17 protein-coding genes are annotated in these 17,792 nt (G+C 71.8%); 6 read left to right on the top strand and 11 right to left on the bottom strand.

Features of this window, described 5'->3' with window-relative positions; all coding sequences use genetic code 11:
- Positions 1-17 precede the first annotated feature (17 nt).
- Positions 18-215 carry a DUF397 domain-containing protein gene (locus tag ACFV2X_RS45360; RefSeq protein ID WP_385627792.1) on the top strand — a complete coding sequence of 66 codons (198 nt, stop codon included), beginning with the start codon at positions 18-20 and terminating at the stop codon, positions 213-215.
- Positions 216-222: 7 nt separating this feature from the next.
- Here ACFV2X_RS45360 and ACFV2X_RS45355 read toward each other — a convergent pair whose 3' ends face one another.
- From ACFV2X_RS45355 to ACFV2X_RS45345, 3 genes are all read right to left on the bottom strand, one after another.
- Complete coding sequence (locus tag ACFV2X_RS45355) at positions 223-576, bottom strand: SH3 domain-containing protein (RefSeq protein ID WP_385627789.1); 354 nt, start codon at positions 574-576, stop codon at positions 223-225.
- 1,586 nt (positions 577-2,162) lie between these two features.
- Entirely contained in the window at positions 2,163-2,810 is a 648-nt protein-coding gene (locus ACFV2X_RS45350; protein WP_089508332.1) for a response regulator transcription factor, read from the bottom strand.
- A complete protein-coding gene (locus tag ACFV2X_RS45345) occupies positions 2,795-4,045 on the bottom strand; it encodes a sensor histidine kinase (protein WP_385627786.1) in 1,251 nt (416 codons plus the stop codon). The genes ACFV2X_RS45350 and ACFV2X_RS45345 overlap by 16 nt, the downstream gene beginning before the upstream one ends.
- Positions 4,046-4,226: 181 nt before the next feature.
- Between ACFV2X_RS45345 and ACFV2X_RS45340 the strand changes: the two genes are divergently transcribed.
- The gene (locus ACFV2X_RS45340; RefSeq protein WP_385627783.1) at positions 4,227-4,667 is read left to right on the top strand and encodes a hypothetical protein; all 441 of its coding nucleotides are present in this window, start codon (positions 4,227-4,229) and stop codon (positions 4,665-4,667) included.
- A 3-nt stretch (positions 4,668-4,670) separates the two neighbouring features.
- On the opposite strand, the gene ACFV2X_RS45335 is transcribed toward ACFV2X_RS45340, so the two are convergent.
- Positions 4,671-5,324, bottom strand: coding sequence for a TetR/AcrR family transcriptional regulator (locus ACFV2X_RS45335; RefSeq protein ID WP_385627780.1), 654 nt, complete (start codon positions 5,322-5,324; stop codon positions 4,671-4,673).
- Between the two features lie 154 nt (positions 5,325-5,478).
- On the opposite strand from ACFV2X_RS45335, the gene ACFV2X_RS45330 reads away from it, so the two are divergent.
- Together ACFV2X_RS45330 and ACFV2X_RS45325 are read left to right on the top strand one after the other, a co-directional pair.
- Complete coding sequence (locus tag ACFV2X_RS45330) at positions 5,479-6,513, top strand: medium chain dehydrogenase/reductase family protein (RefSeq protein ID WP_385627777.1); 1,035 nt, start codon at positions 5,479-5,481, stop codon at positions 6,511-6,513.
- A 64-nt stretch (positions 6,514-6,577) separates the two neighbouring features.
- Positions 6,578-7,267 (top strand): SRPBCC family protein, encoded by a 690-nt coding sequence (locus ACFV2X_RS45325; RefSeq protein WP_385627775.1) that lies wholly within the window; start codon positions 6,578-6,580, stop codon positions 7,265-7,267.
- Positions 7,268-7,283: 16 nt separating this feature from the next.
- Here ACFV2X_RS45325 and ACFV2X_RS45320 read toward each other — a convergent pair whose 3' ends face one another.
- Positions 7,284-8,153: an alpha/beta fold hydrolase gene (locus ACFV2X_RS45320; RefSeq protein WP_385627844.1), complete on the bottom strand. Its 870-nt coding sequence runs from the start codon at positions 8,151-8,153 to the stop codon at positions 7,284-7,286.
- Between the two features lie 675 nt (positions 8,154-8,828).
- Positions 8,829-9,521, bottom strand: a complete 693-nt coding sequence (locus ACFV2X_RS45315; protein ID WP_353588515.1) for a metal-dependent transcriptional regulator — start codon at positions 9,519-9,521, stop codon at positions 8,829-8,831.
- Positions 9,522-9,769: 248 nt separating this feature from the next.
- On the opposite strand from ACFV2X_RS45315, the gene ACFV2X_RS45310 reads away from it, so the two are divergent.
- Entirely contained in the window at positions 9,770-10,525 is a 756-nt protein-coding gene (locus ACFV2X_RS45310; protein ID WP_385627773.1) for an SIS domain-containing protein, read from the top strand.
- Positions 10,526-10,588: 63 nt separating this feature from the next.
- Here ACFV2X_RS45310 and ACFV2X_RS45305 read toward each other — a convergent pair whose 3' ends face one another.
- Positions 10,589-12,175, bottom strand: a complete 1,587-nt coding sequence (locus ACFV2X_RS45305; protein WP_385627772.1) for a PAS domain-containing protein — start codon at positions 12,173-12,175, stop codon at positions 10,589-10,591.
- A gap of 414 nt (positions 12,176-12,589) precedes the next feature.
- A complete protein-coding gene (pdxH, locus tag ACFV2X_RS45300) occupies positions 12,590-13,288 on the bottom strand; it encodes a pyridoxamine 5'-phosphate oxidase (protein WP_385627770.1) in 699 nt (232 codons plus the stop codon).
- 275 nt (positions 13,289-13,563) lie between these two features.
- Here pdxH and ACFV2X_RS45295 point away from each other — a divergent pair, with 275 nt between their 5' ends.
- Positions 13,564-14,664: a citrate synthase 2 gene (locus ACFV2X_RS45295; RefSeq protein WP_385627768.1), complete on the top strand. Its 1,101-nt coding sequence runs from the start codon at positions 13,564-13,566 to the stop codon at positions 14,662-14,664.
- 22 nt (positions 14,665-14,686) lie between these two features.
- Here ACFV2X_RS45295 and ACFV2X_RS45290 read toward each other — a convergent pair whose 3' ends face one another.
- Genes ACFV2X_RS45290 through ACFV2X_RS45280 form a run of 3 tightly spaced genes read right to left on the bottom strand, consistent with a single transcriptional unit; the run spans position 14,687 to position 17,780 of the window.
- Positions 14,687-15,322: a TetR/AcrR family transcriptional regulator gene (locus ACFV2X_RS45290; RefSeq protein ID WP_385627765.1), complete on the bottom strand. Its 636-nt coding sequence runs from the start codon at positions 15,320-15,322 to the stop codon at positions 14,687-14,689.
- Positions 15,319-16,197, bottom strand: coding sequence for an enoyl-CoA hydratase family protein (locus ACFV2X_RS45285; RefSeq protein ID WP_385627762.1), 879 nt, complete (start codon positions 16,195-16,197; stop codon positions 15,319-15,321). The genes ACFV2X_RS45290 and ACFV2X_RS45285 overlap by 4 nt, the downstream gene beginning before the upstream one ends.
- Positions 16,194-17,780 carry a 4-coumarate--CoA ligase family protein gene (locus ACFV2X_RS45280; protein ID WP_385627760.1) on the bottom strand — a complete coding sequence of 529 codons (1,587 nt, stop codon included), beginning with the start codon at positions 17,778-17,780 and terminating at the stop codon, positions 16,194-16,196. The genes ACFV2X_RS45285 and ACFV2X_RS45280 overlap by 4 nt, the downstream gene beginning before the upstream one ends.
- Between the last annotated feature and the right edge of the window lie 12 nt (positions 17,781-17,792).

Below are 17,792 nucleotides of genomic sequence, written 5' to 3'. Positions count from 1 at the left end.
CCAGGAAGGGCAGATCCGTGACCACACCCATCGCATGGCAGAAGTCGTCCTTCTCCCACTCTGACGGCGAATACGTGGAGCTGGCCGCCGCCGACGGCGCAATACGCCTCCGAGAGAGCGACGACCCCCACATCGTCATCACGACAACCCCCCACCCCCTGGGCGGGCTCATACGCGGCATCAAAGCAGGCAAGTTCGACCACCTCAGCGCGTAACCGGATGTCAGTCGAGGTACTTGCTGGAGACCCAGCCCCTCGTGCCGGCCGCGATTCCCGAGTGGGTCCGCTTCGTGATCTTTCCGTACGACCAGCTCTTCTCGAAGTCCTGAAGGCGGCCCGTCCGGCAGAAGTAGCGGAAGGAATCCCCCCGGTAAAGCGTCCCGATCACGTGATAACGCTTTCCGGGCCCTGTCCGGAATGTTGCACCGTTGGTGCGAACCTTGAAATTCACATCAGGCGAATTGAACTGGCACGCCGACGACCCCACCGCAGACGCCGTCGGCGCCAGGGCCAGCGAGCCCCCCAGCAGCAACGCAGCCGTCAACGCGATTGCCGACGCTCTGTACTTGGCCTGCACGCGAGCCCACCCCCCGTGATCAGGAACCATTTCGTCATCGCGCAGAAGAGAATAGCACCGGGCATTCGTGATGTGACGCCCCCGGGAACGCGCCACAGCAACTTCCCTAGTTCTGAGCAGAGTTGGCAAACCGGATGGAACCGATCCGGCAAGTGGACGCGTCATTAGCCCCTTTACCCCCTTGTCGAGCCCTCCTGGCACACGAACGCTGCGGGACGAGTTGCGGGAAGCAGTGAGCACGCTCCGCTGCGCTACGCGACGGCTCCGCTGCACTGCGCCTGCGCCTACGCGCCATCTCGCGGCATTCGGCTCACGCGGGTGCGGGTTTCGTCTCGGACCCTCCGGGTCCAAAGCGCCGGCGAGAAGGGGGAAAGGGGGCGGCTGACCCGTCGTCCTGGTTCCTCGGCCCGGCGGGCGGCTGAGCTCAAAGAAGGCTCCGCTGCGCTCCGCCGCAGCTGCTGCCGCGCGGTGGCCGGTGCGCTGGACCGGGGGCGCGCGAGCGCGACGAACGGGTCGGCGATCGCTGGACGGCATGGTCCTATCGCCGCGTGCGGGCACCGGGGGACGAGATCGCCTCCCCACCCACCTGCTCTCAGAAAAACGGTTGATGCAGTACTTGATGCAGATCAAGTACTTTTTTGAGAGGGGGTGGGGGGAGGGCCCGAACCGGACCGGCGCCCACCGGCTCGGGCGACCATCCGCCGTCCCCCGCCCGCGAGCCGGTGACGACCCCTTGGGCAGGACGGCGACGACGCCTCCGGCACCCCTCCCCCTTCCCGCTGCTGGCCGCTGTGCGCCAAAGGCGCGAGACGATACCCGCACGCGGCGTCCGGACCATGCCGTCCAGCGGTCGCCGGACCGTTCGTCGCGCTCGCGTACCCCGGACCAGAGCACCGCTGAATGTAGTGGTCGGCCACCGCGCGGCAGCAGCTGCGGCGGAGCGCAGCGGAGCTTCTTTGAGCTCAGCCGCCCGCCGGGCCGAGGAACCAGGACGACGGGTCAGCCGCCCCCTTTCCCCCTTCTCGCTGGCGCTTTGGACCCGGAGGGTCCGAGACGAAACCCGCACCCGCCCGAACCGAATGCCGCGAGACGACGGCGTAGGCGCAGGCGAAGCGCAGGCGAAGCGCAGCCAACCCGCAGCGAAGCGAAGCGCAGCGGCATCCCGACCCGCACCCGCGAAGGCTCCTGTACGCGCTCCCGGAGGACCGCTACCCCGTCCACCCCCGTGCCCCCGTGCCCCGTGCCCCACGCCCCGTGCCCCACGCCCCGTGCCCCGTGCCCCGTGCCCCGTGCCCCACGCCCCGTGTCCCGTGTCCCGTGTCCCGTGTCCCGTGTCCCCGGTGTCCTTCACATGCAGTGTGAGGTTCGGCGCCTCCAGGGCGCACTCCGCCCAGGCCCGCTTGCCCCAGCGGAGCGGATCCGTGGCCCCAGCGGTCGGAGACCGCCTCGACGAGCGCCAAGCCCCGGTGGATGGCCACGAGATACCTGATCCCGGCACGAGATACCTGATGTAGTCGGAGCGATCGCCGCCACCGATCCCCGCGAGGATCCGCCGCGAAGCGCTCGCAAAGAGCTGAACCGATTCCTCATGGCTTGTTGAGGTAGGTCAGGACGGCCCGGACGCGGCGATTGTTGTTGTCGTCGTCGGTGATGCCGAGTTTGCCGAAGATCGAGGTGGTGTATTTGCTGATGGCGCTCTCGCTGAGGAACAGCCGCTGGGCGATGGCCTGGTTGGACAACCCCTCAGCCATGAGGCTGAGCACGGAGTGTTCGCGTTCCGTGAGCCGTTCCAGCCGTCGGTTCGAGGATCCGCTGGAGAGCAGCTTGGTGATGACGGCCGGGTCCATGGCGGTACCGCCGGCGGCGACGCGCTCCAGGGCGTCGATGAACTGATCGGCGTCGAAGACGCTCTCCTTGAGGAAATAGCCGATGCCGCCGGCGCCGTCGGCCAGGAGCTCGCGGGCGTACAGCTGCTCGACGTACTGGGAGAGGATCAGGACCGGCAGCCCGGGCAGCTCGCGGCGGGCGGCGAGCGCCGCCCGCAGGCCCTCGTCCGACTGGGTCGGCGGCATGCGGACGTCGACGATGGCGACATCCGGCCGCCAGGTCAGCAGCGCGGCGAGCGTTTCGGGTCCGGTGGCCGCCGTCGCCACCACCTCGTGTCCGCATGCCTCGATGAGGCGGACCATGCCGTCGCGGAGGAGATAGAGGTCTTCGGCTACAACGATGCGCACGGCACCATCATCCTCACATGGGTCGGACCGCCCGCCGGGCTGGTGATCTCCAGGGTGCCGTCGAAGACCACGATCCGGCGGCGCAGCCCCGCGAGCCCGCCGCCGGCCCGCTCATCGGCCCCGCCCCGGCCGTTGTCCTCGACTTCGACGACGATGCCGGTGTCGTCCTGGGCGATGGCGATCCGGCCCCGGGTCGCATGGGCGTGCTTGACCGCGTTGGTCAGCAGTTCGGCGATTCCGAAGTACAGGGCGGACTCGATCGGGGGTTCCAGGCGCGGCTGAACGTCGGCGCTGACGCTGGTTTCCAGCGGGCTGTCCATGGCCAGGGCGCGTACGGCGTCGACGAGCCCCCGGTCGTTCAGTACCGGCGGGTTGATGCCGTGGACCAGCTCGCGGAGCTCGGTCAGCGAGGTGGCGGCGCCGACCCGCGCCTCTCGCATCAGCGCCTTGGCCTGGTCGGGGTCGGTTTCCATCAGCTTCTCGGCGGTCGCGAGGGACAGCCCGAGCATGACCAGGCGTGCCTGCGCGCCGTCGTGCAGGTCCCGTTCGATCCGGCGGATCTCGGCGGCTTGCGCGATCGTGGTGTCGGCGCGCTGGGCCGTCAGCTCGTCCACCCGGTCGGCCAGCGCCATCGCCGACGACGGGCGCAGAAAGCGTACGGCCACCGGCGCGGCGGACCGCCAGGCGTACGGGGCGGTGGCGAAGGCCACGACCAGGCCGACCGCCCCGGCCTGAGCGGACTCCGGTCGGCTGAAGCCGAGGACGGCCGCCGCGGCTCCGGCCGGCGGGATGGCCGCGATCACACCGATGGTGATCGGCACGATCGCCGTGAACCGCAGATCACGCCAGGTGGCGGGGTCGCTCCACCAGAGCCGCAACCGCTGCTCCCGGCGGGCGTCCTTGCTGGTGCGCGAGTAGGAGAAACCGTTCCACCAGTACCCGGTCGACATCTGGGTCACCGGGGTGGCCTCCCGGTATCCGGCGGGGATGACGGTGCCCGTCCACTTCGCGACGAGGGAACGGACCATCCGGCAGACCGGGCGGGACAGTGCGACGGTGCCGATACTCGCCCATACGAACGGGCCTATCCACGACCACGGGTTTCCGCCCCACCAGATCCACAGCGCCACGGCAGCCGCCCATACGGCCGGGACCAGCATGGCGACCGCCACCACGACGCACGCCCGCGCAAACCCCACGCATGCGCTCGTCACCCACGACACCAGCGGTTTCATGATTCTCCTTCGTACTTCATGCCCCAGTGAGTCCACTGTGCGCCCCGTGAAGCCCGAATCCGGCCAGGTCAGCGCAGAAGTGGGGCTAGGCCCACCCCACTGTGCGTCCAGGCGCATACCGCCCCGGCCATGCGCTCCCTAGCTTCGAATCGACACCGGACAGCCCGAGGAAGCAGGAGCCATGGCAACTCCCAACCGCACCACGGCCGCAACCGACCGCATCACCCGCCCGGACACCCGGCGAGCCTTCAACACGGTGAAGAAACTCGTCATGATCTACGGCGCGTTCAGTGTCGCGGTCCTCGTCGTGGTCGTCGTCCTCTCGGTCATGGGCCGCGAGGTGACGTCGTTCATGTGGGGCCGCACCGGCGGAATGTTCGCGAGCGCCGTCGTGACGTACTGGCTGACCGTCGTCGCCTCGCGGGGCGCGCGCTGGGCCTACATACGAGTGCGCATCATCGCCGTCGTCGTGCCGATCGCGATCATCGCGATCGACTCCATCCCCGGTGCGCTCCCGCTGTGGTTCGTCGTGCTGCAGATCGCGGGCGCGCTCGCCCTCGCCCCCACCGCGTTCATCGTCAACCGGCCCGAACTGCGCGCCGCCTTCCCCAAGGCGCGCTGACCTTCAGCGGCCTGCGAGCAGGACGTCCAGTTCGGCCGCGAAGAGCAGGGCAGGGTCGAAGCCCATCCCGCCGAACTGGCCCGCGAGTTCCAGGGACAGGACACCGTGCAGCCGGGTCCAGAAGATCAGTGCTTGATGGAGGACCGCCGGTGGGGCGGGGTGGCCGCCCGCCCACTGCCGGTGGTCCTCGAGGTGCGCGTCGAATGGCGTCGCCGGGCCGTCCGGGGGCAGCGCGGTCCAGGCGTCGAGCATCGACGCCATGATCTCGACCGCGATGGCGGTGGTGTCGTCGGGCGCGTGGTAGCCCGGGACGGGCGTGCCGTAGATGAGGAAGTACCGCTGGGGGTCCTCCAGGGCCCAGCCGCGTATGGCGTGCGCCAGCGCGACCACGTCGGCGCCTGACTCCTCGGACGCCGCGCGGATGGCGTCGGCCAGGCTTCGGTACGCGTCCCTGATGAGCTCGGTGATCAGCTCGTCGCGGCTGGCGAAGTACCGGTAGAGCGCGGGTCCGCTCATGCCCATCTGCTTGGCGATCGCGTTGAGGGAGAGCGCGGACGCCCCCGCCGTGGCGATCTGCTCCCACGCGCGCTTCTTGACCTCCGTACGCACCTGGGCGCGGTAGCGCTCGCGCGGGGTTGTGGTGCCCGTTTCCGCCATGGCCTGCCGCCCTTCCACACCGTCGCGACTACAGCTTCAAGATTTAGTTAGAAGCTATCACGGATCCCGTTGACGCCCCCTTCGCCGCTCAGTTATAACTTCTAACGAACGCAAGGTCTTGTAGCGAGGCGCTGAGCGCGCAGTGGAGGTCGCCATGAACACCGAGGGACTCGTCGAGGTCGTCCTGCCGGGCACGGTCGAGCCGGAAGGACTGCAGATCCGGCGCGGTGGAGCCGTTCCGACCCCCGGTCCGGGGCAGGTCGTGATCAAGATGGAGGCGACCGGGGTGTCGTTCGCCGAGCAGCAGATGCGCCGGGGCCGGTACTACGACCAGCCGCCGTTCCCCTTCGTGCCGGGCTATGACCTGGTCGGCACGGTGGAGGCGACGGGAGAGGGCGTCGAGCCGGGGCTGGCCGGGACCCGGGTGGCCGCGCTGATCAAGGTCGGCGGCTGGGCCAACTACGTGGTCGTGGACGCGGCAGATGTGGTGGAGGTCCCCGAGGGGATCGCCGCGGCGGAGGCGGAGACCCTGGTCATCAACGGGATCACCGCCTGGCAGATGCTCCACCGCAAGGCCCGGGTCCGCGCGGGGCAGACCGTCGTGGTGCACGGCGCCAACGGCGGCGTCGGCTCCGTCCTGGTCCAACTCGCCCACGCCGCGGGCGCGAAGGTGATCGGCACGGCGTCCACCCGCCACCACGCCGCCCTACGGGCGCAGGGAGTCACCCCCGTCGACTACCGCGCCGGGAATATCGCCGCGCGGATCCGTGAACTCGCCCCCGGCGGAGTCGCCGCCGTCTTCGACCACGTCGGCGGCCGGGGCATCAGCGACTCCTGGAGCCTTCTGGCACCCGGCGGCACCCTCGTCTCCTACGGCAGCGCCTCCACCCGGGACGACCAGGGCTCCAAGCAGTGGCCCGTACTCAAGCTCCTCGGCCGCGTCTGGCTGTGGAACACCCTGCCCAACCGCCGCCACGCCTACTTCTACAACGCCTGGGCCGGACGGGCCCTGGCCAAGAACCGGTTCCGGGCCCGGCTGCGCGCCGACCTCACCCAGGTCTTCGCCGCCCTCCAGCGCGGTGACATCACCCCCAAGATCGCCGCCGAACTGCCGCTCACCCGCGTCGCCGACGCCCTGCGGCTGGCCGAATCCGGCACCGTCGCCGGGAAGGTCGTCCTGACCCCGTAGCGCACGGCGCCGGCCCCGAGCACGTGCAACTTCGGTCCCACACACCCATCACGAGGAGAACGCCATGTTCAGCAACAGCCCGTCGAACTCATCCGCTCAGCGGTCCCGGCCCCGGACCGGCGTACGTGCCGCCGCCCTCACCGTCCCGCTCACCATCGTCGGCGTCCTGGCGGCCGCCGTCCCGCCCGCCCAGGCCGCCCCCGCTCAGACCCAGGCTTCCGCCACCCGCCACAACGGCCCCTCCCAGTGCCGCGGGGAAGGCGTCGACACCAGCGCCCGTATCCGCTACCAGTCCGACGCCGTGATCAAGGCCCCGCTGAGCACCGTCTTCAAGCTCCAGACCGATGTGGAGCGCTGGCCGGACTGGCAGCCCCCCGTACTCACCATGAAGCGCCTCGACCCCGGCCCGCTGCACAGGGGTTCGCAGTTCAGGTGGACCACCCCGGCGCCCGCCACCCCGACGACCCCCGCCACCACCCTGGAGATCACCTCCGCCGTCCAGCAACTCCAGCGCAACCACTGCATCCTGTGGCGCGGGCCCGCGATCGGTGAAGGGCTGCGCATCGACGAGGGGGTCCATCTGTGGACCTTCACCAAGGTCAAGGGCGGCGTCCGCGTCCACACCGAGGAGACCTGGACCGGCGCCCAGGTCGAAGCCGACATACCCACCGCGACCGCGGCCCTCGGCACGGGTCTCGAAGCCTGGCTGCACGACCTCAAGACCACCGCCGAATCCCGCACCCGCGCACAGTGAAACGGCTATGACACGGCTAGGCGGGCAGCACCGAGGCGAGGAAGGGCTCCACGGCCCGGCGCCAGCCCTCCGGCTGGTCGTAGTGGACGAGATGGCCCGCGTCCGTCACCTCCGCGTACTCACCGCGCGGCAGGACGCGCACCATCTCCTGCGCCTCCGCCCGGCCCAACTCACCGTCCAGGCCGCGCACCACGAGGGTGGGGCACTGCACGAGCGCCAGCTCTTCCCAATGGGCGTCATGGACCCAGGTCGCGCGGGCCTTGAGCATCTGGCGGCGGGAGAAGACCGGGCGCCAGCCGTCCGAGCGCTCGGCCATGATCTCGGCGAAGAAGTCGCCCCGCGCCGGATTGGGCCGCTCCAGCCTCGGATCGTCCTCGCCGAACCACTTGCGCACATCGGCGAGGGTCGCGAACGGCAGCGGCCAGGACGAGAACCACTGGGCCCACTCCGCCTGCGAGGCGGAGCCCAGCGCGGAGGCCCGCATATCGCAGATCACCAGGCCCGCGACCAGATCGGGGCGGCGGGCGGCGAGCTGCCAGGCGGTCAGCGCGCCCATGGAGTGGCCGATGAGGGTGACGGGGGCCAGGCCCAGCTGCTCGACCGCGGCCGCCGCGTCGGCCACGTAGGTGCCGCGGTCGAACGGGCCGTCAGCGGGCTTCTCACTGCGGCCATGACCCCGCTGGTCGAGGGCGACGGCCCGATGGCGGGTGGACAGCCAGCGCGCGGTCCGCGCCCAGTGGGCCCCTCGGCCCATCAGGCCATGGAGCAGAAGAACACCCGGCCCGTGCGAGACCCGCGCGCCGCCGCCCGCCTTGGGCGAATCGGCGAACTCCCAGGCGGCGAGCCGCACGCCGCCGGCTCCCGTCACGTTGATGCGCCGCACCATGTGTTCTGGCACCCCCATTCCCTCCTCGACCAGCCCCAGGATATCGAACTCTTATTCGAACACGCCGTTACGACCGCACAACACCCCTCGTTCGAGTGACCGCACCAAGGGGTTGATCGTCCGCACCGAGGGGAGACAGCTAGCGGGAGGCGGACTGCTCGGGGAAGGGAGTCCGCGGGGGCCGACCCTGAGAGCTCGGGGCTCCGGGTCGCCAGGGCCTCCGGCCGTACGGGCCGCGTCACAGCGGACCGTGGGGCCGGGGGCCCACAGGGGGGACATGGGGAGGCAGGGCCCCGGCGGTTCAAGGCGCCGGGGCCCTCGCCCTTCTCGCTGTCGATCGCCCGCTGGGCAGCACCGCCCGCCAGGCCCATATGAGCCCCCCTCGCGCATATGCCTCAGCGACAGCGTCGCACGCGGCGGGCCCGACCGCTCGAATTCCACGAACTCCGGTATCCGGAAAACGTCAGGAAAAGCAGTCGCCGCAGGCCACGACGGTCGAATCGGCCGAACCGGTCGATTCGGTCAGCGTGTCGCGCGGGTTACGGGGGTACGGGGGCGGAAGCGGTGGTACGGGCGCGAAGCCCAGCGCTCGGCGAAGGCCCGGCGCTCGGCACGGCTCAGTCCATGCGGTGGCTCAGCGCTCGGCGAGACTCAGCGCTCAGCGCTCGGCGTCGCTCAGCGCTTGGCGACGAAGACGTGCGAGGCGATGTCCGCGTCCAGCTCGGCGGCCTCGCCGCTGCTGCCCACCAGCACCCCGCCCGGCGACTCGGTCACGCTCACCACCGAGCCCGGCTGCACACCCGCCCGGCGCAGCGTGTACATCAGCTGGGCGTCCATCTGGATCGGCTCGCCGATCCGGCGCACGACCACCGTCTTGCCCTCGCTGCCCGGCTCCAGCTCGCGCAGGCTCACCATGCTGTCGTCCAGGAACGGATCGACCTCCGCCTTCTCGCCCAGCTCCTCCAGGCCCGGGATCGGGTTCCCGTACGGCGACTCGGTGGGGTGGCGCAGCAGCTCCAGCACCCGCCGCTCCACCGCCTCGCTCATCACATGCTCCCAGCGGCAGGCCTCGGCGTGCACCTGCTCCCACTCCAGCCCGATCACGTCGACCAGCAGACACTCAGCGAGCCGGTGCTTGCGCATCACGCGGGTCGCCAGGCGGCGGCCCTCCTCCGTGAGCTCCAGGTGACGGTCGCCGGCGACCCTCACCAGACCGTCCCGCTCCATGCGGGCCACGGTCTGGCTGACCGTCGGGCCGCTTTGGTCGAGCCGCTCCGCGATACGGGCGCGCATCGGGACGACACCCTCCTCCTCGAGCTCGAGGATGGTGCGGAGATACATCTCCGTAGTGTCGATGAGTCCGGACATGCGTGCCCCTCGAATGTGTCGTGCGGTGGCCCTGACCCCAATTCTGACGCATCCCGCCGACAACGGGGCCGAGTCCGGCATCGCCGTACCCGGCCGTGCCCGTCAATGCGGCCAGGAGTCGAACGGAGTCGCCCCAGTATTGACAGCGGCCTGACCGACGGCCCAACGTGATCCGCGCCACGCGGCACCGACCACAGACCGCGAACCACGGACCACGGACCACCACCAACAGAAGGGGCCACTCGGGGATGAGCGAGAGCAAGCTCGCCGGGCAGTACTTCGACGCCGCCATCGGCCTGCTGCAGCGAGTACGCGACGAGGAGGCCGGGGCCATCGGCGCGGCGGGCGCCCTGGTCGCCGAGACCGCCGCCGCGGGCGGCCGGCTCTTCGCCTTCGGCGCCGGCCACTCCTCGCTGCCCGCCCAGGACGTCGTCTACCGCGCGGGCGGCCTGGCTTTGATGAACCTGCTCCCGATCCCGGGGATGGTCGGCGTGGACGTGATGCCCGCCACGCTCGGCAGCGCCCTGGAGCGCGTCGACGGGCTGGCCGGTGTCGTCCTGGACAACAGCCCGGCGCGCGCGGGCGACCTGCTCTTCATCATCTCGCTGTCCGGGCGCAACCCGCTGCCCGTGGAGATGGCGATGCACGCGCGGTCGCTCGGCCTCAAGGTGATCGGCGTGACCTCCGTCGCGTACGCCACCGCCACCGCCTCGCGGCACCGCTCCGGGGACTTCCTGAAGGACCACTGCGATCTGGTCCTCGACAGCAAGATCGCGGTCGGCGACGCCGAGCTGACCGCCGACGGCGTCGGGGCCCCCTTCGCCCCCGCCTCCACGGTCGTCACCTCCGCCCTGATGCAGGCCGTGATCGCCACGGCGGCGGGCGAGCTGGCCGCGCGCGGCATCGCCCCGCCGATGCTGCGCTCGGGGAACGTGGACGGGGGCCACGACTGGAACAGGCAGGTCATGGCCGAGTACGGCGACCGGATCTTCTACCACCGCTAAGACGCCGCTGAGCCACCGCAAAGCCGCCGATAAGTTGCCGCAGGGACCCCGAGCACGACCGAGCTACCCCAGCTGTTGTGCGAGGTCCAGGGCGGCCGCGACGCGGGCGGCGACGTCCTCCGCGTACACGGCGTCCCCACGGTCGAAGGGGCGGCGGCCCGAGGCGCGCAGAAAGGTGACCACGCCGAGGGTGCGGCCGCGGCTGCGGAGCGCCGTGCACAGGCCGTGGACCGTGCCGTCGGGCCACTTGCGGGCCGCCGCCCACCCGGTGGCGGCCGCCTCCTCCGCACGGCTCGCGCTGACCCGCACCGACCCGCAGCGCTCGGCCGCCTGGATCGCCGGATGGCTCTCCGTATAGGCCAGCGGAATGCCTCCCGCGACGATCGCCGGGCAGGGCCCCGGGGCGCCGCTCGGCGTCGCCGCCGCCCGCACCAGCCGGACCCGGTCAGGGCCGCCCCGGTCAGAGCCGGGGCCGCCGGGCCGGCCACCCGGCGGGGCCTCCAGGACCAGGTCGATCAGGGCGTGGTCGGCGAAGCCCGCGAGCGCGAAGTCCAGGTGGACGGTGGCCGCCTCGGCCGGGTCCTCGCATTCGGCCGCCGCGCGCGCCGCCCGGTGCAGCTGATTGCCGCGGAAGCGCAGCCGCGAGCCGTCCATCTCGTGGCGCTTGAGCTCCGTCACGTCCTGGAAGATCCACGCCACGCCGAGCGGCACCGGCTCCTCCGCCAGCGGCGAGGCCAGCCGCAGAAAACCGCTGCGCCAGCAGCGCCGCGCGGCGGCGCCGTCACCGGCCCCGCCGCCCGCTCCGTCTTTGGCCGCGCCGCTCCGTAAACCTCTGAAGCCCTCACCGGCTTCCCGCAGGCTCACCCACAGCTCCGTGGGCGCCGGGGGCGCGCCCTCCGCCAGGACGTGCTGGAGCGCGCTCTCCAACTCCTCAAGGCCCTGGTCGAGCAGTTCTCCCAGCGGGCGCCCCAGCGCCGCCGTACGGCCCGTGCGCAGCGCGCGCGCCGCGTTCTTGTTGACGATCGCGGGGCGCAGATCGGCGTCGACCAGGACCACGTTCCACGAGGCGTCGTCGAGCAGGGCCTCGCTGAGCGCTATCGAACGCTCCAGGTCGATCTGCGTATGCACCTCGCTGAACGCGCAGTACACCCCGCCCGGCCGGCCGTCCGCCCGCGGCACCGCCGAGGACTGGGTGCGCACCAGGACCCGGCCGCCGTCCTTGGTCAGCAGCGCGAATTCGTGCACCTGGCGCCCCTGGGCGTCCATCGCGGCCATCAGCCGCGCCTCCACCTCGCGCGCGTCCGCCGCGCGCACCGCCCACCCCGCGAGCCCCTTGCGGCCGACGGCCTCCCGCGCAGACCAGCCGAGGATGCGCTCGGCCTCGCGGTTCCAGTGGGTGACGGTGCCCTCGGCGTCGAAGGCGCACAGGGCCGCGTCCATGCCGTCGAGCAGCGCGGCGAGCAGCCCCGAATCGTCCTCCGAGTCGGCCGCGGGCCCCGGCGTCCCGGCCTCGCCGGCTCGCGGCTGCGTCGGAGCGGATGGCACGGCACGAGCCGGCTGTGCGGGCTCGGAACGTCGCGAAGCGCTCACCGGACACCCCCTGGTTGACCTGGCAGCCACGGCCGCGTGCAGTGGTGCACGCCGTGACATTCAACTCGAACGTGACACGCGCCACACCGGATTCCGCTAAATCGTTGCGTCCCGGAAATCCACTTGTGGTGTGGCGGACCGGTTCTTAGGGTGTGGAGCACACGAGAAGGGAGGTGGTTCGGCAGATGTATCAAATCCGGACGCGTGAGGTGACTGCGGGCTAGCGTCCGTCGTCGCGCTCAGCGCATTCGCCGGACAGGCGCACGAGAGAAGTGCGCAGCCGGCCAATCCCAAGCAGTCACCCGACCCGTGGGTCGCCGGTACGTCCGACCGGCCCCCTCGCGCCTCGCGGCGCAGGGGAAAGACCCACGGGTCGTCTGCGTTTTTTTCCCCGTTTTCCCCGTTTTCCCCCCGTTTCTCGGCCTGCTTCTGCCACGTTCTGTCGCGCCACGGGCCCCCGCCCCCATCCGCCCGCTACGGGCTCAGGCGCTCCACCCGCCAGCCCTCGCCGCCCGGGCCCGGGACGTACCGCAGCCGGTCGTGCAGCCGGTTCTCCCGGCCCTGCCAGAACTCCACCGCCTCGGGCACCACCCGGAAGCCGCCCCACTCCGGCGGCACCGGCACCTGCTCCCCCGGCGGATAGCGGTCCGCCAGCTCGCCGTACCCCCGGTCCAGCTCCTCCCGCGAGCCCACCACCGAGGACTGCGCGCTCGCCCACGCCCCCAGCTGCGATCCGTGCGGCCGGGTCCTGAAGTACGCCGCCGTCTCGTCCCGGCCGGTCCGCCGGGCCGTGCCGGTGATGATGACCTGGCGGGCGATCGGGTGCCAGGGGAAGAGCAGCGAGACATACGGGTTCTCGGTGAGCTCACGGCCCTTGCGCGAGTTGTAGTTCGTGTAGAAGACGAATCCGCGCGTGTCGAAGCTCTTCATCAGCACCGTGCGGGAGCTGGGCCGCCCGGCGGCGTCCGCCGTCGAGACCACCATGGCGTTGGGCTCGAACAGACCACTCGCCACGGCCTGCTCGAACCACCGCGTGAACTGCTCGTACGGATCGGCCGCGAGCTCGCGCTCGGCGATCCCCTCCGCGCGGTAGTGCTCGCGCATGGCGGCCGGGTCGTAGGTGCGCGCGGCCGGACGCGCCGAGAATTGCGGGTCAACGTGAGGCACGCGCATATCTTGCAACATCAACGCCGCGCCTCAAGTACTGCCCCGTACGGGCGAATCCCCTCCCCCTTCCGGTCGCCCGGTAACCCTTTCCGCGGGTGACGGGACGTGTGCCGCTTCTCACGCTTCCCCGGGGGTACCTCAGAGACCAGACTGTGGCAGACCATCGCCCATCGCGCAGGCCGTACGGTCGCGTGCCCGGCGCGGCCGGATGACACTCGTCCGCACGGGGCATCACCAGGGTGACCGGTACGGACCGCGAGCCGCGCACGAGGAGCCGCCTGATGTCCGACTTCGTACCCGGACTAGAAGGAGTCATCGCGTTCGAGACGGAGATCGCCGAACCCGACAGGGCGGGCGGCGCGCTCCGCTATCGAGGCGTGGACATCGAGGACCTGGTGGGCCATGTCTCCTTCGGGAACGTGTGGGGGCTGCTGGTCGACGGCGCGTTCAACCCCGGTCTGCCCGCGGCCGAGCCGTTCCCCATCCCGGTCCACTCCGGCGACATCCGCGTCGATGTGCAGTCCGCGCTGGCCATGCTCGCGCCCGTCTGGGGCCTCAAACCGCTGCTGGACATCGACGAGGCGCAGGCCCGCGAGGACCTGGCGCGCGCGGCCGTGATGGCGCTGTCGTACGTCGCCCAGTCGGCTCGCGGCCAGGGCCTGCCGATGGTCCCGCAGCGGGAGATCGACAAGGCGGAGACCGTCGTGGAGCGCTTCATGCGGCGCTGGCGCGGCGAACCCGACCCCAAGCACATCGCCGCCGTCGACGCGTACTGGACCTCGGCCGCCGAGCACGGCATGAACGCCTCGACCTTCACCGCCCGCGTCATCGCCTCCACCGGCGCCGATGTCGCCGCCGCGCTCTCCGGGGCGGTCGGCGCCATGTCGGGCCCGCTGCACGGCGGCGCGCCCTCCCGCGTGCTGCACATGATCGAGGAGATCGAGCGCACCGGCGACGCCACCGCGTACGTCAAGCAGGCCCTGGACCGCGGCGAGCGGCTGATGGGCTTCGGGCACCGCGTCTACCGCGCCGAGGACCCGCGCGCCCGTGTGCTGCGGCGCACCGCCCGGGACCTGGGCGCACCGCGCTTCGAGGTCGCCGAGGCGCTGGAGCGGGCGGCCCTGGACGAGCTGCACAACCGGCGGCCGGACCGGGTGCTGGCCACCAACGTCGAGTTCTGGGCAGCCATCGTCCTGGACTTCGCGGAGGTCCCGGCGCACATGTTCACCTCCATGTTCACCTGCGCCCGCACCGCCGGGTGGAGCGCGCACATCCTGGAGCAGAAGCGCACCGGCCGCCTCGTACGCCCCTCCGCCCGCTACACCGGCCCCGGCCCGCGCAGCCCGCACGACATCGAGGGCTTCGGGAACACCACCCGCTAGCGCCTCCCGCTAGCACCTCCCGCTAGTTCGGAGCGCGCAGCGCGCCGTCGAGGATCCGCGCCCACTGCGCCACCACCCGGTCGCGGCGGGCGCGGTCGTCGGTGAGGAGGTTGGCGAGCCCGAGGCCGCGGGCCATGTCCAGGAAGCCCTGAACGGACTCCCGTACGCCCGGCACGCTCTCGTCGGCGCCCAGGAGCTCCACCGCCATCCGGTGGGTCTCCCGGCCGATCCGCGTCTCCAGGGCGGCCACGCGCGCGCCGAGCTGTTCCTCGTACGAGGCCACCACCCACAGCTGGAGCGCGGCCCGGAACAGCGGGCCGGTGTACAGATCGACCAGGACCTCGACCACATCCGCGGCCCGGGCCGGGCGCTCCTGGGAGAGCAGCGCGCGCACGGCGGCCGAGCGCTCGGTGGCGACGTGCTCAACGGCGGCCGTGAACAGGTCCTCGCGGGTCGGGAAGTGGTGCTGGGCCGCGCCCCGCGACACCCCGGCCCGCTCGGCCACCACCGCCACCGTGGACCGGGTCCAGCCGTGCTCGGCCAGGCAGGCCACGGCGGCCTCCAGCAGCCGCCGGCGGGTGGCGCGGCTGCGGTCCTGCTTGGGGTCGCGCAGCGCGGTACGCGGCGGGGTACTCGGTGGGGTACGCGCCGGGGTCACCGCGCCTCCCCGCCGCCGGGCGCGCCTTGCCCCGCCGGGTCTTGCCTCGCCGGGTCGCCCGCCGCCGGTTCTTTCCCCGCCGGGTCACCCTCCGCCAGGTCCGACACCCACGCCGGATCCCGTCGCTCCAGGAAGGCCGTCATGCCCTCGCGGGCCTCGGCCGAGGCGAACAGCGCCGCGGACCGCTCCGCCAGCCGGTCCGTCTCCCGGGCGAAGGCCGCCAGCACCTCCGCCGTGACCAGCCGCTTGGACTCGGCGAGCCCCTGCGGGGAGCCGCGCCGCAGCCCGTCGAGGACCGGCGCCAGCAACTCGTCGACATCTCCCGCCGGGTCTGCCGCCCCGTCCCCCAGCGTGAGCAGGCCGATCCGCGCCGCCTCGGCCGCGTCGAACCGCTCCCCCGTCAGGTAGTAGCGGGCCGCCGCGCGCGGGTCCAGCCGGGGCAGCAGCGGTATGGAGATCATCGCGGGCGCGAGCCCCAGCCGGGCCTCGGTGAAGGCGAAGCTCGCGCCCCCGCCCGCCGCCGCGATGTCGCACGCGCCCAGCAGCCCCAGACCGCCCGCCCTGACATGCCCGGTCACCCGGGCCACCACCGGCTTCGGCAGCTCCACGATCGACCGCAACAGCGCGACCAGGTTCAGCGCCGCCGACCGCGTGGGCGGCTCGCTCAGATCCGCGCCCGCGCAGAACGTGGTGCCGGTGTGGGTCAGCAGCACCGCCCGCGTGCCCGCGTCCCGCCCGGCCGCCGCCAGCGCCTCGCTCAGCTCGGCGACCAGCCGCGTGGAGAGCGCGTTGCGGTTGTGCGGCGAATCGAGGGTCAGCGTGGTGATGCCGCGTGCGTACGCGTGCCGTACGAGAGGTGGTGGCGCATCCGTCATGAGGCCGTCGTGCTCCCTTCCCTGGCGCGCAGCTCACGCCTGAGGATCTTGCCGGTGGCCGAGCGCGGCACGACGTCCGTGAACTCCACACGGCGCACCTTCTTGTACGGGGCCACCCGCCCGGCAACGTAATCGATCACTTCGTCCCCCGACAGCTCGGCCCCGGGCCCGAGCACCACATACGCCTTGGGGATCTCGTTGCCGTCCGCGTCGTGGACCCCGACCACCGCCGCGTCCACGATCGCCTCATGGGCGAGCAGCACGGCCTCCAGCTCGGCGGGGGCGACCTGGTACCCCTTGTACTTGATCAGTTCCTTGACCCGGTCCACCACATACAGCCAGCCGTCGGCGTCCACATGCCCGACGTCGCCCGTGCGCAGCCAGCCCTCCGCGTCGACCATCGCCTCCGACTCCGCCGCCCGGCCCAGATACCCCTTCATCACCTGCGGCCCCCGGATCAGGATCTCGCCGTCCTCCCCGACCCCCAGGTCCCGCCGCTCCCCCGCCGTCTCCACGATGCGCATCTCGGTGCTCGGCAGCAGCTTGCCGACCGTGCCCGGCGGTACGTCCCGCGCATGGCGCGGCACCATATGGCAGCCCGGCGACAGCTCCGTCATCCCGAACGCCTGCAGCAGCAGCGGGATCCCCAGCCGACGCGCGCACGCCTGGGCCAGCTCGGCGTCCAGCGGCGCCGCCGCGCTCATCACATACCGCAACGACGACAGGTCGTATCCGGCGACCGCCGGGTGTTTGGCGAGGGCCAGCACGATCGGCGGCGCCACGTACAGCGCGGTCGCCCGGTGCTCCTGGATCGCCGCGAGAAACTTCTCCACTTCGAAGCGCGGCAGCACGATCACCGTCGCGCTCTCCCGCAGCGGCGCGTTCACCAGCGCCGTCAAACCGTAGATGTGGAAGAACGGCAGCACCGCCAGGATCCGATCCCCGGGCCCCGTCGGCACCACCGGATGCAGCTGCGCCAGATTCGTGGCCAGGTTGCGATGCGTCAGCATCACGCCCTTGGGGGTGCCCGTCGTCCCCGACGAGTACGGCAGCACCGCGACGTCCTCGCCCGGGTCGATCTCCACCACCGGCTCGGGCGCCGTGCACTCCAGCATGTCCCCGATCGACCTGTGCCCCGGCGCCGCGTCGCAGACGAACACCTCGCGCACCCCGCCCGCCCGCTCCCCGGCGCGCCGGGCCACGCCCAGCAGCGCCGAGGTGGTGACGATCCACTCCGCCTTGGCATCGCGCAGCTGCGCCGCGAACTCGTCGGCCGTCGCCAGCGGATGCACCGTGGTCACCGCCGCGCCCGCGCGCGTCACGGCGTAGAGCACCACCGGGTACAGCACCGAGTTGGGGCTGTGCAGCGCCACCACATCCCCCTGGCGCACCCCTGCCTCCGCGAACGCCGCCGCGAGCCGCCGCGTGGCGCGGTCCAGCTCCGCGTAGCTCAGCGCCGTGCCGCCCACCCCGTCGACCAGCGCGGGCAACTCGCCGAACTCGGTGCTCGCCCGTGCCAGTACGGCGTCGTGGATGGGCAGGTCCAAGAGCGGGACATCCGGGTACTCACTGCGCCACGCCATCGCGGGTCCCTC

This window comes from Streptomyces sp. NPDC059679, assembly GCF_042734105.1.
Lineage (GTDB): Bacteria > Actinomycetota > Actinomycetes > Streptomycetales > Streptomycetaceae > Streptomyces.
The sequence above is the reverse complement of the archived record's forward strand: the minus strand, read 5'-3'. Positions and strand labels throughout refer to the sequence as shown.